Source organism: Roseiconus nitratireducens, from assembly GCF_008629675.1.
Classification (GTDB): Bacteria; Planctomycetota; Planctomycetia; order Pirellulales; family Pirellulaceae; genus Stieleria; species Stieleria nitratireducens.
The window spans coordinates 184,809-199,910 of the sequence record NZ_VWOX01000013.1; the positions used below are offsets into that span (position 1 = coordinate 184,809).

The 15,102-nt window shown below is 60.1% G+C and carries 10 protein-coding genes; 2 read left to right on the forward strand and 8 right to left on the reverse strand.

What is annotated here, in order from left to right; translation table 11 throughout:
• Positions 1 to 257: 257 nt before the first annotated feature.
• From FYK55_RS21190 to FYK55_RS21225, 8 genes are all read right to left on the reverse strand, one after another.
• Positions 258 to 983: a hypothetical protein gene (locus FYK55_RS21190; RefSeq protein ID WP_150078554.1), complete on the reverse strand. Its 726-nt coding sequence runs from the start codon at positions 981 to 983 to the stop codon at positions 258 to 260.
• Positions 984 to 1,182: 199 nt separating this feature from the next.
• A complete protein-coding gene (locus tag FYK55_RS21195) occupies positions 1,183 to 1,611 on the reverse strand; it encodes a hypothetical protein (RefSeq protein ID WP_150078556.1) in 429 nt (142 codons plus the stop codon).
• Positions 1,612 to 1,804: 193 nt separating this feature from the next.
• On the reverse strand, positions 1,805 to 3,529 hold the full coding sequence (locus tag FYK55_RS21200; protein WP_201743770.1) for an alpha-keto acid decarboxylase family protein: 1,725 nt from the start codon (positions 3,527 to 3,529) through the stop codon (positions 1,805 to 1,807).
• 254 nt (positions 3,530 to 3,783) lie between these two features.
• Positions 3,784 to 6,480 carry a DNA gyrase subunit A gene (gene gyrA, locus FYK55_RS21205; RefSeq protein ID WP_235908868.1) on the reverse strand — a complete coding sequence of 899 codons (2,697 nt, stop codon included), beginning with the start codon at positions 6,478 to 6,480 and terminating at the stop codon, positions 3,784 to 3,786.
• A gap of 398 nt (positions 6,481 to 6,878) precedes the next feature.
• Positions 6,879 to 8,222: a 3-keto-disaccharide hydrolase gene (locus FYK55_RS21210; RefSeq protein WP_390621750.1), complete on the reverse strand. Its 1,344-nt coding sequence runs from the start codon at positions 8,220 to 8,222 to the stop codon at positions 6,879 to 6,881.
• A gap of 185 nt (positions 8,223 to 8,407) precedes the next feature.
• A complete protein-coding gene (locus FYK55_RS21215) occupies positions 8,408 to 10,921 on the reverse strand; it encodes an ABC transporter permease (protein WP_150078560.1) in 2,514 nt (837 codons plus the stop codon).
• Positions 10,918 to 11,928 (reverse strand): ABC transporter ATP-binding protein, encoded by a 1,011-nt coding sequence (locus tag FYK55_RS21220; protein WP_390621751.1) that lies wholly within the window; start codon positions 11,926 to 11,928, stop codon positions 10,918 to 10,920. Before FYK55_RS21220 ends, FYK55_RS21215 begins: the two co-directional genes overlap by 4 nt.
• A 337-nt stretch (positions 11,929 to 12,265) precedes the next feature.
• Positions 12,266 to 12,712: a hypothetical protein gene (locus FYK55_RS21225; RefSeq protein ID WP_235908864.1), complete on the reverse strand. Its 447-nt coding sequence runs from the start codon at positions 12,710 to 12,712 to the stop codon at positions 12,266 to 12,268.
• 414 nt (positions 12,713 to 13,126) lie between these two features.
• Between FYK55_RS21225 and FYK55_RS21230 the strand changes: the two genes are divergently transcribed.
• The gene (locus tag FYK55_RS21230; RefSeq protein WP_150078564.1) at positions 13,127 to 14,080 is read left to right on the forward strand and encodes a sensor histidine kinase; all 954 of its coding nucleotides are present in this window, start codon (positions 13,127 to 13,129) and stop codon (positions 14,078 to 14,080) included.
• A 70-nt stretch (positions 14,081 to 14,150) separates the two neighbouring features.
• Positions 14,151 to 14,876 carry a response regulator transcription factor gene (locus FYK55_RS21235; RefSeq protein WP_150078566.1) on the forward strand — a complete coding sequence of 242 codons (726 nt, stop codon included), beginning with the start codon at positions 14,151 to 14,153 and terminating at the stop codon, positions 14,874 to 14,876.
• The last annotated feature ends 226 nt before the right edge of the window (positions 14,877 to 15,102 follow it).

Sequence of the window (15,102 nt, forward strand, 5' to 3'; positions counted from 1 at the left end):
TGACGCGGGGACCGTTTCACCCGCCAGGCTGTGTCCCCAAACGTCCAGCGACGCTCGCAAGACGGTGGCAAGACTGCCAAGCCACGCTCTGGCGAGCGTAGCTACTCGTTTTCAGACAATGCTTAGCTGGGCAGGGCCACTTTCAATCAAAAACACCGTGTTTCACAGTGCATTGAGCGGCAAGGCGTTAGCCGCCGGTTTAGGCGAGAAATTCCGTGGCGAATGCTGCGCGGCTTACCCATCGTGGCGCTGTCTGGCTAGGGACCCGCCGGCAGCAGAACGATTCCCGTTCGTGACGCTAAGTAAAGACCGTATTGGGACTGCAGATTGTCGGGACCGCGATATTGAAAGGACAGCGATCTGGCCACCGGATCCAGCGTCACGGACTTGGGAACGTAACTTTTGAACTCGCTGAGCAGTTGTTCGACGGTGTCGGCGTTGGGCGCCCGCGAAACGTTGCCGGCGATCCGATAGGTTGCCGTGACCAATTCCGCGTCGTCGGCGAAATCGGATTCCCGTTGCAGGATCATGTCACGCATGCGGTCGGCACGTTGCTGTGAAGCTTGTTGTCGCGCTGCGGAGCGTCCCGCGGGAGAATAGAGTGAATACGTCATCTGTAAAACCAACATCGTCGCCAAAGCCGGAATCAATGCGGATACTAGAACGACGACGCTGTTGAGCGCCGCGCCCTTGCGGGTGAATGCGTAGTAGTAGGCATAGATCGGGACAAACAGCGACAGCAGGCCTTGGGCCGTTTTGTCGCGCCAGGCTGCGATCACGATGCCAATTCGTCCGGCAAACACCAAGGCGATCGTCGCCACAATGCCCAAGACCGTGGCCGCAATCGCCGCCGGCTCCCACGCCAAGCCCACCAACCCCAGCACCACGATCAGCGCCAGGCACGCGCCCGGCAACGGGGCAAATCGTTTGCTGAACGCAATCAATGCGGATGTATCGGTGGGTGCGTGCTGAGACGGTGACATGGGCGGCATCCAACGATCGAAGACCAGATGAGAAGGAGGGCCAGCGGTCACCCGCAGGTCGACCGAGCGTTGACATTGTAAACGCTTCCTTCCTCCCAGGAGGCGACGCACCGAGGAAGGCGTCGAGCGTCCGCGTCGTTCGGTGGTGAGTTTCGCCCTCGGTGATCTCGATAACCTCGGTGGCCAACATCTTCCGTCGTCACCAGAACAGCAAGCTTCCCAGGACCAACAACAGCAGCACGGCGGGCGCGCAGCCGGTCCGATTGTCTGGTCCTTTCCCACCGACGCCTAACTCGTCGATGATTGATTCGACCAGGTCCTTTGATTCCCGGAGGGACTTGCCGGTGAAGGTCAGGTAGAGCTTAACGGCGCGAAGTTTTTCACCGCGTTCAATCGCGTCCAGGACCTGATCCATTTGGTCGTCCGAAAGTTCCTCCATCGCGTCGCTGGACGTTGGAGAAACTTCGCCGGTAGCGCCCTGCGATTGCAGAGCGTCGACGAAGTGCTTGGCGTCGATCAGCGAGCAACCGGTCCATTCGCGGTAGCGTTTGATCGCGGCCAACTTCTGGCCGTCTCGCAGGTCGGCACGTAATTCATCCAGCTGTGGGGAGCTTAACGGTTCAGTCACGGAACGATCCTTTTGTGGCAGGTCTTGCAGTTTTGCAGCTGCTTCGTCGGCTTGCACCGAAAAGGAGTGGGCTGTCGTCGCATCGCGACCGGACCCATGTCGTTTTCCTCGCTCGGAAAACGGCGCAAGCTTGTGGCTGGGCGGCGGGCTTCCGGAGCTCCATCCAAATCCATCGTCCGATTGCTGGACGCGATCACGTCACCGGACGCCGAGCCACGTTTTCTCCCATCCGCTCCGCAAGATTACGGAGCGTGTTGCTGGCGTCACCCTCGATCAATTCCGCATGAATCAGGTGGGGCCGGTCCGATTGCTGCCAGGCTTCCTGGAGGGCAGTTTCAAATTCCAGTTCCGTTGCCACGCGATGGCTCCGTCCGCCGCCGTAGACCCCCAGTACCTTGCCGTAATCCCAAGGCTGAATCTCATTGTATTCCCACTGGCCGGCGTGAAGATAACGTTCGGTGCCGTAGCCGTGGTTGTCCAGCACGATCACGATCGGGTTGTGCTGGTAGCGAATCAAGGTACTCAACTCCTGTCCGGTCATCTGGAAAGCTCCGTCACCGACCAGCACGACGACACGGTGGTCGGGACGCGCCGTGGCGGCGCCGAGTGCCGCGGGAACACTGAAGCCCATGGACGTGTAGTACGCCGGGCTCAAGAATTCGCCGCGTTCATGAATGACCAGTTCTGTTGCGGCGAACAGTGAATCGCCGACATCGGCGATCACGATGGTGTCGCCGTCAATCGTTCGGTTCAGCCGGCCGATCATCCAGCTGGTTCGCAAGCCTCCGTCGCCGGGTTCGCTATCGATCGCGGCGGTATGGATCTTCGAGAGCGATTCGGGAATGGGGCGGTTGGCCGGTTTCAATTGAGCTTCACAAAGTCCCCGCAGAAAATCTCGCAGGCTGACGTTGTGATAGTGGTGGTGAGAGATCCGCAGTTCTTCGCTGGTCGCATTGACGCAACGGGTGGGATCCAGGTTGGCGGTGTAAATCCCCAAATTGATGTCACTCAAGAATGCCCCGAGCAACAGCACCAGGTCGCTTTCTTCGACAAATTGGGTCACCGCCTGGTCTCCCAATGCTCCCTCGTACAGACCGATGAACATCGGGTGTCGCTCACTGATCACGCTCTTACCCAGCATCGTGGTTGCGATCGCGATCCCGGCGGTGTCGGCCAGTCGGAGCAATTCGTCTTGCAAACCGAATCGGTGCACCTCCACGCCGGCCAGGATCACCGGCTTTTGGGCTGACTCGAGCAATTGCCGGGTCTCACGCACCGCTTCGGCGGTGGCTTCCTGGTCGTTCTCGTACACGACTCCGCGATAACCATGCGCGACCGGAGGCACCACGTGCACCATGTCTCTGGGAATTTCCAAGTACACGGGGCGCTTGAATCGGTCACAAGCATCCAGGACCCGATCGATTTCGGAAAACGCGGTCAATGGATCGGACAGTTCGGAACCGGCGATGGTGAACTTTTCGAAGACTTCGTACTGGGTGCGGAAGTCGCGAACCATGTGGTGTAGGAGGGCACCGCGGGTGCGTTCTTTCAGCCCCGGCGATCCCGTCACGACGACGACGGGTGATTTTTCGGCGTAAGCCCCCGCGATTGAATTGCAGACGCTCAGCCCGCCAACGCAGTACGTCACACACAGAGCACCCATCCCGTTCAGCCGCGCGTACGAATCTGCCGCGAAACCGGCACAGTCTTCTCGGGTGCAACCGATCATGTTGATCGGGCTCTTTTCCAGTTCGCTGTAGAGGGACAGCACATAGTCCCCGGGGATCCCGAACATGTGGTCGATCCCGTAGTCCTGCAGCCGTTGGATCAGGTACTGTCCGATCGACACATTCGCGGTGACGCGACGGGCGCGGGGTTGATCACCGGATTTGCCTGCGGCCGAAGTCAGCTCGTTCATCACCGTGCCTCCATGGACCGTCGTGGGGAATCCGAAGACCGTGACAAACGGTCCTCGGGACTGCCTTCATTCTAACGGTCTCCGCTGGCGTCCGCCGTGTGATCGTTGATGCGACCGACGCGGGCGGACGGGGCGAAAGCCCGTCGCTGCCGTCGCGTTCGCGGTGGAATACCACGCTCTGGCGAGCGTAGCGACTCGGTTCGCAAGCTGGGCCGATACGTCGGTCAGCGACTCGGTTCCGTCGGGAAACGGTTTCAGACGTCGTCGCTATCGCCGTCACTCGGTTCGCCGGAATCGGGGTTCTCCGATTCGGACGCTGCCGCTTCATTGATTCTGGCCGCGGCCTCGGCCGCATCGGCTGCGTCGGCCGCCGCCTCCGCTTCGGCCTCAGCATTCTCTTCGGGTGGAATTCGGACGGCGGCAATCAGGGTGTCGTCCGAATCAATGTTCATGATCCGCACCCCCTGCGTGTTGCGGCCGATGACACTGATGTCTTTGGCCGAAATCCGTTGCAGCTTTCCTTTGGCCGTCATCAGGAAGACTTCGTCCTGGTCATCGACCCGCGCGATGGCGATCACCTTGCCGTTGCGGGCACTGGTTTTGATGTCGCGCAATCCCTTTCCGCCGCGTCGTTGTGTCCGGTAACGGGCCGAAGAAGATCCGCCCTCGCTGTCGTCGTCGCCGTTCTCGCCATCGCCGGCGCTGGGACCAAAGTACGTGCGTTTCCCGTAGCCTTTTTCACAAACGGTCAGCAGGGTGGCGTCGGGTTCGGCGACGACCATGCCGACGACCGTGTCATCGTCCACCAGGCTGATACCTTTGACGCCGGAGGTGTTTCGACCCATCGGTCGGGCGTCGGATTCTTGGAACCGGATCGCCATTCCGCCGGCGGTGACCAGGACCACTTCGTCGCCCGGGCCGATGACGCTGGCCGAAACCAGTTCGTCTTCATCACGCAGCTTGATCGCAATGATTCCGCCGCGTTTGGGGCGGCTGTATTGCTCCAAGGGAGTTTTCTTAACCAGGCCGCTGCGTGTGGCCATCACCACGTAGTAACCCTCCTGGTTGAAATCCCGGACGGCCAGACAGGAGGCAATCTTTTCATCCGGTTCCAGTGCCAGCAGGTTGACGATCGCTCGGCCCCGCGCGTCACGCGGCAGCTGCGGCAGGTCGTACACCTTTTGCCAACGCACCTTGCCGGTGGTGGTCAAGAACAACAGGTAGGCATGCGTGCTGGCAACAAACAGGTGCTCGATCGGGTCTTCACCGTCGGTCTTGGCGCCCTTGAGCCCCTTGCCGCCGCGACGCTGCAAATTGTAGACGCTGGCGGGGGTTCGTTTGATGTAGCCTTCGTGGCTGATCGAGACCACCATGGTTTCTTCGGTGATCAGATCTTCCAGATCGATGTTGCCGAGTTCTTCATTGCTGATCTGGGTGCGTCGCGCGTCGCCGAATCGACGCTTCATCTCCTCGAGGTCGTCTTTGATGATCCCATAGACCCGGGCCTGGCTGCCCAGGATGTCCAGGTAGTCGGTGATCTCTTCGAGCAACTGTTTGTGCTCTTCGCTCAGCTTTTCCTGTTCCAGATTGACCAGCTGGCCCAAACGCATCTTCAGGATTTCGTCGGTCTGGACACTGGTCAGTGTGTAGGTGTCACTCTCGCCACGTTCGATCTGGAACTGTCGAAAGCCTTCGTCTCCCAGGGCACGCTGCATCATCGATGCGGGGCATTGAATGCCCATCAACCGCTCCTTGGCTTCGGGCTGCGTGCGGCTGGTGCGAATCGTTTGGATGATTTCGTCGATATTGGCCAACGCCAACAGCAGGCCTTCGACCGTGTGTTTTCGGCGGCGGGCTTTGGCCAGCAAAAACTGAGTCCGTCGGCGGATCACCGTGACGCGGTGCCGGATGAACTCCGTCAGCATCTCCTTCAGCGTCAATTCGCGCGGTTTGCCGTCCACCAGCGCCAGGAAGATCAGCGAGAAGGTGTCCTGCAGCGGCGAAAACTGGTACAGCTGGTTCAGGATGACGTCGGGGTCTTCGTTGCGTTTGAGTTCGATCACCAAACGCACGGGCTCTTTCAAGTCCGATTCGTCGCGAATGCCCGAGATCCCTTTGATCCGATCGGAATTGACCAAGGCCGCGATTTTCTCAACCACGCGATCGCGGTACTGCTGGTAGGGAATTTCCGAGACGATGATGCGGTGGCGATTCCCCTTCATCTCTTCGACGCGGACCTTTGCCCGCACCACGATGGTGCTGCGACCGGTCTTGTAGCCGCGTCGGATGCCGGCCCGACCGCAGATGATGCCGCCGGTCGGGAAGTCGGGCCCCGGAACGATTTCGCACAGTTCGTCGATGGAGGTTTCCGGGTGATCGATCAACCGGATCACCGCATCGCAGATTTCCGTCGGGTTGTGCGGTGGGATGCTTGTTGCCATCCCCACGGCAATGCCGCCCGACCCGTTGATCAACAGGTTCGGAAAACGGCTCGGCAACACGGTCGGTTCATTCCGCGCTTCATCATAGGTCGGGATGAAGTCGACGGTGTCCAGCTTCAGATCGTCCAGCATCGCCGAAGCGACGGCCGACAATCGGGCTTCGGTGTACCGCATGGCCGCCGGGGGAAGGCCGGCGATGGAACCGAAGTTCCCCTGCTTGTCGATCAACAGGCACCGCATGTTCCATTCTTGGGCCATGCGGACCAGCGTCGGGTAGATCACCGACTCGCCGTGCGGGTGGTAGTTACCGGAGGTGTCACCGGAGATTTTGGCGCATTTGACACGCTTGCTGGCCGGGCCCAGGTTCAGGTCATTCATCGCGACCAGGATCCGCCGCTGGCTGGGCTTCAAGCCGTCGCGGACATCCGGCAGGGCGCGGCTGACAATCACGCTCATCGCGTAGGTCAGGTAGCTTTCCCGGAGCTCGTCTTCGATCGGCAGATCGATCATCCGGAGTGCCCCTTCACCCCCGCCATTGCCGCCGCCCTCACCCTCGCCTTGCGGTTCCGGGAGGTCGCCCGGCGAGTTGTCTTCGTCCTGGCCGTTTTCGTTGTTCTCGTCTGCCAACGTGGTGTCCTAGCGTGGAGGGGAAAAGGCGGAAAAAAGCCGGTTTTTTGCGGCATTCGGCAGCCGCAAAGGATACCAGTTTCACGCCCAATCCACAACGAGCCCCCGCCCGCGTCCGGGCACCCCGGAAGGGCAAAGAACGGGGACATCGGGGGCTAACGGATCACTCTGGAGATCCGCGTCGCCGGCCTCCGACCGATGGCGGAAAACCACGCTCTGGTGAGCGTGGCGACAAGTTTCCAGACAGAGCCCAACGCCAGGCCGGCTCCTGACGGTGTGGCCTACAGGCTGCGGATTGACAATCCGCGAAACTGCACGGGGTCGCCGTGTCCGGCGAATCCGAAATGGCCTTCGGCGCGGTCCTTGCCCGGGTGCGGGCTGTCGGCCATGAAGTCGGTGACCTCCGACAAGTCGGTTTCCAGGATCACGGTGCCGTTCAACTCCACCGTGATTCGGCTGCCGTCGACGGTCACTTGTTGAAAGTTCCACTGTCCGACATCACGCAGGTACCCGCGCGTCGCCGCGGCCATTCCGTACGCGGAACCGTGGAACTGTCGAGGATCCAGGTTCTGGTACTTTTCGGCCGTGTTGTCCAGCACCTGCAGTTCGCACATCGCGGCGTAGGCGGGGTTGCCTTTCAGCGGCGACCGGATTGCCAAGCCGTTGTTGCCGCCGGGCGGCAGACGGAATTCCAAGCGGACGACGAAGTTGCCATATTCCTTCTCGGTCAACAGGTTGCCGCCGGTGCCTTTCTTGCAGCGGATGGCTCCGTCGACGACTTCATAGCTGTCGGTGGCTCCGGTCCAGCCGGCCAGGCTCTTGCCGTCAAAAATGGACTCGAACCCGTCGGCCTGGTGCGATGCCAGGATGTCATTTGCTTCGTCGACAGTCAGTTCACGCAGTTCGATGTTCCGCCAGCGGATCTCTCCGCCATGGGTCTGCAATTCGATCGGGCCTTCGACGAACAGCGGCGTGTCACGGTCCCAGTAGTTCTCCATGATCGCGTGGTCGACGACCTGCTTGCCGTTCAGCCAAACGGAGGTTCGGGCACCGACTTGCTGAATTCGAACGTCGTTCCACTCGCCAAAGGGCTTGTCGGCAAGCACCAGCGGATCCTTGCCCGGCGCTCCCGCACTGTTGTTCCACAGTCCGCCGCTGCCCTTGTCGGCACCGATGTCAAACTTATTGGGGTCGGTCGAATCCCAGATCTGAACCTGCGGGTTTCCTTTCAGGTAGATCCCGCTGTCGGCACGGGCAACCGTCTTGTACTGGAGCTTCAGTTCGTAATCCCGGTAATCATTGTCGGTGACCAGGTAAGCGCCCTTGCCGTCGTTGACCAGTTCGCCGTTTTCAACGCTCCAATGCTGCTCGGCATCGGATTGCCACTGGGCCATTTTTTCCTTGCGCTCTTCCGCTGACATTTCTGCCAGTTTGATCGGACTGAAGTGCGGGCGACCGTGCCAGCCCTCCAGGTTCTTGCCGTTGAAGATCGGCTGAAAGGTGGACGGTGAGTCTGCCGATGCGCCGCATGGCAGCAGCGTGGCGAGAGCGAGAGCGAAGGCGGGAAAGGTTTTGTTCATCGCGGCAATGTTGTCGTCGAGGTGGGAGAGTGGTGGGGCAATCATCGGCCGCCCGCGTCGGGACGGACTGACGTCCACGTCGGGGAGGACCGTGCGAACATGATAGCCTAGATTGATCCGCCGATTAGGCTCAGTCTGAAAAGTGAGCCGCGAAGCGCCAGCCGCGGGTCTTCTCGCCTCAACCGGCGGCTAGCGGCTGCCGCTCTTTGATTGAAGGTGGCGCTGGCCAACTAGAAGTCACGGCTGGAAAAATACATGCAGGACAGCGTCAGCATGACCACCAGAAACACGCTGCAGCTGAGCACCGGCCGGGCGATTTTTAGTCGAATCACCTCCTGTTGATCGGCGTCCGCTTGGCCCAGGACGAAAGACGACTTTCCGCTGACCAACGCGGAAACCGTGTCGCTGAGTTCCCCCGTTTGGGGCGTCAACATCCGCAGCGGCGTGATCAGGTAGCGATCGACGCTTCGCCAACTGGTCAAGGTCGGGCGAATGGTACGTACCACCTTGGTCGCAACCGTTCCGCCCGAGTTGCCCGAGTCGACTGTGACAAAGTCGACCTGGTCGATGTGATGGGCGATGACCAGCTGACCGGTTTGTTCCTGGAAGTCGATTGCCGCGACGTCACTCCACGGCAGCGTCTGGTACTTCAACGTGTCACCGTCACACCAGCCGACGTGGCAGCGACCGTCGATCGTCAGCATGGCAAATTGACCGGTTGATCCGAGGGCGGTCATCGACAACACCTGTTGTGATTCGGGCGGTTCCGCCTCAGCGACGGTCTCCAATCCTGACAGCTCGATCCATCGAACCGGTTGGTCTTCGCGAGCGACCAACACGACCTGGTCCGACGCCGCCAAAACCGCTTGACGCGAATCGTCGCCCGGCAACATCACATCGGCGACGACGCGACCCCCGTCCGCAAAGCTTGAACGGACAACCGTTGCCGAGTCCAGATCGCCATCGCCGGCGGCGGCTTGACCAAAGCTGATGTGAGCCAGTCGTCCGCGTGTGTAAATGACCAAGGAACTTCTTCCGGGAACCGTGGTGACCCGCACCGGTTCGGTCAGGGTGACTTGCTTGGGAAGGATCGGTTGAAAATCTTCGGTCGGACCGCCCTGCATCCGGAGCAGGTCGGAAATCCAAGCGGTCACGCCGATCGACGAAGAAGCAGCGTCACCCGCCGGCTGTTCTTCCCCGGCGGACGCGCGATCGGCATCGGTCGAAGCATCGACGCTGGAATCACTGTCCTGCGATTCTTTGTCTTCGGAATCACTGTCTTCAGAGTCACTGTCTTCAGAGTCACTGGCGAAATCGATCGCGTCCCGTGCGGCTTTGATCGGAGTGGCCATCAATCCGGTGTTGTTCAGGGCCACCAAGCGATCATCGATTTTGAACAGGCGTCGTGTTCCGATCGGAAGCCGCAAGCTGGGCTTCGGCTCCCAATCATTGGCAACGTCCAAAACCAGCAAGTCCAACGATCCGCTGCCGTAAAGATTGAATCGACCGTTGCGGATGCGTGCCGATGCGATCGCCCCGTCGGCGATTTGAATCGGCGGAACAATCAAGTCGCGACGATGGCCTTCCGTTTCAAGCAGCTCCCGCCACCTGTTGGTCGCGGGGTCGTAGCGTTTCAATCCGCCGCCCTGGGTCGAGATCACGACTTGGTCATCACTGAAAGCCAACTGGCTGACGCGATCGGGTCCCCGCACCAGGGTGTCAAAGTAGCCTCCGATGAATCCGATCACCATCACAAAGGCGCCGAACATGCACGTGATGCCGATCGACAGGATCGCCGAACGCCACCGCAACCCGGCAAACATCGAAACACTGAAAAACACGGCGAACAGAAACACCGCGACCGGAATGCACCACAGAATGCGCGCGTTCCATATGTCCAATCGAAAGCCGGCGATCAGCCACAGACCGATCACTAGTTGGCACACGCACAAAAACACAAACGCGCATCCCCCCAAGAACTTCGACAGCAGCAACAACGTCCGCGATATCGGTTTGCTGAGCAGCAGGTGCAGTGATCCGGGCTGAAGCATTTCGGGAACAATCGACGCGGTCACCAGGATGCCCAGAAAGATTAACGCGAAACCCAACAACCAGTTCATCAACACGGGAACGACGATCTGGTTGACCAGCGCCACGAACTGGTCCTTGCCGATCGAGAACACAGCGGGAAAGTCAAACCCGGCGTAGGAGAGCGTGATCGATCGTGCCGCTTGGGCTGCAAAGACGCCCGGCAACGCCGCTTCAATTCGCAGCCGCGCACGACGTCGACGCTGCGACGTTGAGATCTGGTCTTCGGGCAGCTCATCCAATTCCCGCAGCTCTCTCAAGCGGACCGTCGACCTCCAGGCATCCGGGTCGTACCAGGATTCGTCGTCCATCGCTTCGTTGAGCGAATCGGCCAACGCACTCTTGTCGATTCGGACGTCGTCACCTTCGGCGACTTGACGCAGTTGTCGTTTGATCTCCGCGGGGAAGGTTCTCGCGATCCGGCCCAAGGCCGTGTCGGCCTCTTTGGGGTCGACCAATCCGCGGGCCAGCATCGCCTTGAGCTGCGTCCCGTTGTCCAGGTCGAACCAACGAAACGTCGTCGTGTAATCCTCGTGGTAACCGATCGGGGCCAGGGCGGCCAAAAAGAGCCAGATCGCCAAAAAGGCGATCCATAGAATTCGCGAAGCCAATGCGGAGTGAAAGGAATCGGCGATCACCGCCAGATACGGTCTCATGAAACAAGCCCCTTGCTGTCGCCGACCAGCCGAATGAACGTCTCTTCCAACGTTTCGCGATGAACCTGCAGCCGCGAGATCGAATGATTGGCTTGCCGCAGTTGATCGACAATCCAATTGATTTCGTTCTGGTCGGCGGCGGGGATCGTCAGTTGGAACGCCGCGCCGAGCCGTTTGCTGTGAATCGTGTCCGACTTTTCCGCGCCGAAGACTTCGGACCAGGAGGGTTCCGAGGCGGGGCTGCCGGGGGCGGAGTCGCGGTCATCGACCGTTTTGGCGATGGGGATTTCGACCACCACGCGAGGGTCCTCGCCGTGCGCCAATTCGCCGATCGGTCCGATCGCGCGGATCTGACCTTCGGCCAGGATCGCCACCCGCGTGCAAACCATTTCGACTTCCTGCAGGATGTGACTGTTCAGGAAAATCGTTTTGCCGGCATCACGCAACTGTTCAATCACCTTCCGCACTTCGTTGCGTCCGACCGGATCCAAGCCGTCGGTCGGTTCGTCCAAGACCAGCAGGTCCGGGTCGTGCATCAGTGCTTGAGCCAATCCCAGTCGTTGGTACATGCCTTTGCTGAACCGCCGCACCGATTCACGGTCTCGGCCCAGCAGGCCAACCAACCGCAGCAATTCTTCGCTGCGCGCCCGAATCTGGGAGCCATTCATGCGGCTCATGCGGCCGTAGTAACGCAGGGCCGAACGCGCCGTGTGGTGTCGATCCACACGCAACGATTCGGGCAGGTACCCGACGCGCGTGCGTGCCGCCACGCTGCCGATCGGCTGGCCGAACAAGGACGCAGAGCCCCCGGACGGTTTGACGACGCCCAGCAGCATTTTGATCAGCGTCGTTTTCCCCGCTCCGTTGGGGCCCAGCAGCCCGAAGACTTCCCCGGCGCGGGCTTGCAGCGACACGCCCCGGACCGCTTCGACCGTTCGCCGTCCGGATAAGGAAAGGCTACGGTAGGTTTTGCGCAGCTGATCGACATCGACGATGGGAGACGGCACGGCGTGTGGCGAAGTCCGCAATGAATTGGGAGGGGACGGGCACGCTCAGCATAGCAAGTGGCGCCCGCGCAGTCGGTCCCCAAGGCGCCCTTCCGCCGCGCGGCAGATTGACCGGGCATCAGGCGTGACGCCCAAAGAAATCCGCAGGCAGCACGAGTCTCGCCGAGGCGGATCGGAGGGGAACGACGCGGTAGCCCCGTCCGACGGTCGGAGTCACGTGCAGAGTTGAGTGGCGCGAAAACAACCTGCGCCCTCCAGCTTTGGAGGTCGTACAGCTTTCCGAGCCAGAGAAGGCGACCCTTCCGGAGGAAGGGTGAAAGAACACGGCAACCGGCTGCTAGGCGATCAGCGAACGGATCACCAGGTAAGCCAGCCAGACGGCCGATACGGCCACCATGCCACCGGCCAGCCAGCGGTGTGCCGGATGCCGCCAATCGGGCTTCTGCACTTCTCGCTCGTAGAGGCTGCGGAAACGCTCCCGTTGGTGGTCAGACGGAAAGACGCCGTCTTCGACCAACTCGTTCAGACCGTATTGTGTCGAATACTCCACCACGCCGTAGACCGGGTGGCGGCGATCCAGCTCGTCGACGCCGACGCCTTCGAAGTACCACAGTTGGTTGCCGAAGTCGGTCTCGGTTTCCAGTCGGTGGTCGACGCAGCGGATTTGAACGATTTCGCTTTGCTGAGGGCAAAATCGGGCGCGTATCATGGCTCGGTTGCAATCCGAGCGGACCTGGCGGATGGTCGCTTCGGAAAACCGTTGTGGCTGTGTGCGGGTGCTCACGATCCTTCTCCAAAAAATCCGCCTAGTGGGAAACAATCTCACTTAAAACATTATTGCCGGGAAACAGTTTTCCGTCATGCCCAGAATCGCCAAAAAATGTTTGACAAGCAAAATTTTTTGGCATTCCGGATGATGGGATCGCGACAGCTTGCCACGTCCACCTGCCTTACCCGGACTGCGTTTCGGAAGCAATCCGACCGACCGTCGAAGGTCACGAAGGCGTCACAAACAGACGCGTCGTCCAGGAACTTTCCCCGCCACCTTCCGCATCGGCTAATTTCAGGCGACAAAACATCAAATTCTGTGGGCTCGGGTGCCACGGCGCCGTGCAGCTGGTGTGGTTGTTCCCCCCGAAAGCGGGCTCCGCCGTAGTGGCCGTCAACCTGTCCGACCTGTTTAACCGCAAACGATTCCATGCTTGAACGCCGCTCGCTGCGCGCCCCGCTGGTTCTGGGCGTGGTCCTGATCGTTCTGGTGGTCATTTTGGGGGCCATCTGGGCCTTCGGCAGCGTGCTGGGCATCACGGACAACGTGCAGCGGGGGGGCGTGTTTTGGACGCTGTTCATCATCGGCAGCTTTCTGTTGCTAAGCATTCTGGTCGGCGTGATCGTCTACATGACGTTGACGCTCAAAGCGTTTCAGCTGAACCAACGTCAATCAAACTTCATCGATTCGGTCACCCATGAATTGAAGAGCCCCATTGCGTCGCTGAAGCTGTACCTGCAAACGATGTCGCGGCGCGAGGTCGATCAAACGCAGCAACGTGACTTTCACCGCATCATGTTGGAGGACGTCGAACGGCTGGACGCGTTGATCAATCACTTGTTGGATGCCGCCCGCATCGATCGAGGCAATGATTCCGAGCGTGAGCAAACCTTCCGACTGGACGAGTTGCTCCATCAATGCGCGGCCGCGTCCTGCATGCGTTACCGGTTGCCCCGCGACACCGTCACGGTGGACTCTCCACCGGTCAGCATCACCAGCCAATTGGTTCAGGTGGAGATCCTGTTTCGCAATTTGATCGACAATGCGATCAAGTATGGTGGGTCGCCGCCGGACGTCATTGCCAAGGTGCGTTCGGTGGAAAATGATGGACGGGATCCTCAGGTCGTCGTCTCGATCATCGACAACGGTGCGGGGATTCCCTACGACATGCGGCGCAAGATCTTCGGCCGTTTCGTCCGCCTGGGAAATGAACTGGAGCGGAGCACGCCGGGCACAGGATTGGGGCTGCACCTGGTGCGGACGATCAGCAAAGCTTTGGGGGCCTCGGTCCGTATCCGGGGTCGCACGGAAATTGACGGGATCTCGGGAACGGTGTTTGAGGTCACGTTAAAGAACGTTGTTCCGGAAGTTCATACGGTGTGACGTGGGTTGATCACGAACATCGCGTTTTGCTCCACCGTTTTGTCCCTGTTCCCTTCGTCGGCTTTCACCCATGCGTCCCCACATCCTTGTCGTAGAAGACGAAAAGCATCTCGGCGTTGGCATCAAATACAACCTGGAAGCGGAGAACTTGCGGGTCAGTTTGGTCGAAGACGGACCGACCGCGTTGCGATTGATCGACTCCGGGCCCGAAACGATCGACTTGATCGTGCTGGACCTGATGCTGCCGGGGATGAGCGGGTACACGGTGTGCGAGACGATTCGTGACGCCGGCGTGACCATTCCCGTGTTGATGCTGTCGGCCCGAACCCTCCCGGAAGATCGGGCAAGAGGTTTCGACGTCGGCGCCAATCAGTATCTGAACAAACCTTTCGAGTTGGACGAACTGATCAGCCGCGTCAAGAATCTGTTGCAACACGCCGCACCCGTCCATGCGGCAGCGATGCCCAAACGCGTCCGCGAATCGATCGATCAGGTCAAGTTCGGCAACGTCATGGTGCATTTCTTGAACCACGAAGTACACGTCGACGGAAAGCCCGTTCGGATGACGCCCAAACAACTGAAGTTGTTGCGTTACTTTGTTGAGAATCCCGACCGCGTGATCAGCCGTTCGGAGTTGTTGAGCGAGGTTTGGGAAATCAACGGCAATCTGCAAACGCGCGCCGTCGATCAGTTCATCGCCCAATTGAGAAAGATCATCGAGCCGGACAGCACCGCTCCGATTCATCTACTGACGATCCGCGACGCCGGGTATCGATTCATCCTGGACCCGTCCTAGCTGGGTAGCGGCACTCGGGTGCGCCGCGTGGCGTGAGCCGCGGGTTTTTCCGCCTCAACCGCGTTGCCGCTCATTGCACTGCAAATCTCGGCGTTTTTGATTGAGAGTGGCGCTGTCCAGCGAGGCACTGTCTGAAGGCCAGCGGCGATGAACCCTTTTCGCTCGTCCGGCTTTTCAGCCTGACCCAACGACGTCATCGGAGCGTTGGCTCCATGGTCTGAGCAAC

Excerpts from the sequence above, each read along its gene's own strand:
- gyrA (WP_235908868.1), bottom strand. The coding sequence starts at position 6,480 with ATGATCGATCTGCCGATCGAAGACGAGCTCCGGGAAAGCTACCTGACC.
- FYK55_RS21200 (WP_201743770.1), bottom strand. The coding sequence starts at position 3,529 with ATGAACGAGCTGACTTCGGCCGCAGGCAAATCCGGTGATCAACCCCGC.
- FYK55_RS21190 (WP_150078554.1), bottom strand. The coding sequence starts at position 983 with ATGTCACCGTCTCAGCACGCACCCACCGATACATCCGCATTGATTGCG.
- FYK55_RS21210 (WP_390621750.1), bottom strand. The coding sequence starts at position 8,222 with ATGATTGCCCCACCACTCTCCCACCTCGACGACAACATTGCCGCGATG.
- FYK55_RS21235 (WP_150078566.1), top strand. The coding sequence starts at position 14,151 with ATGCGTCCCCACATCCTTGTCGTAGAAGACGAAAAGCATCTCGGCGTT.
- FYK55_RS21230 (WP_150078564.1), top strand. The coding sequence starts at position 13,127 with ATGCTTGAACGCCGCTCGCTGCGCGCCCCGCTGGTTCTGGGCGTGGTC.
- FYK55_RS21215 (WP_150078560.1), bottom strand. The coding sequence starts at position 10,921 with ATGAGACCGTATCTGGCGGTGATCGCCGATTCCTTTCACTCCGCATTG.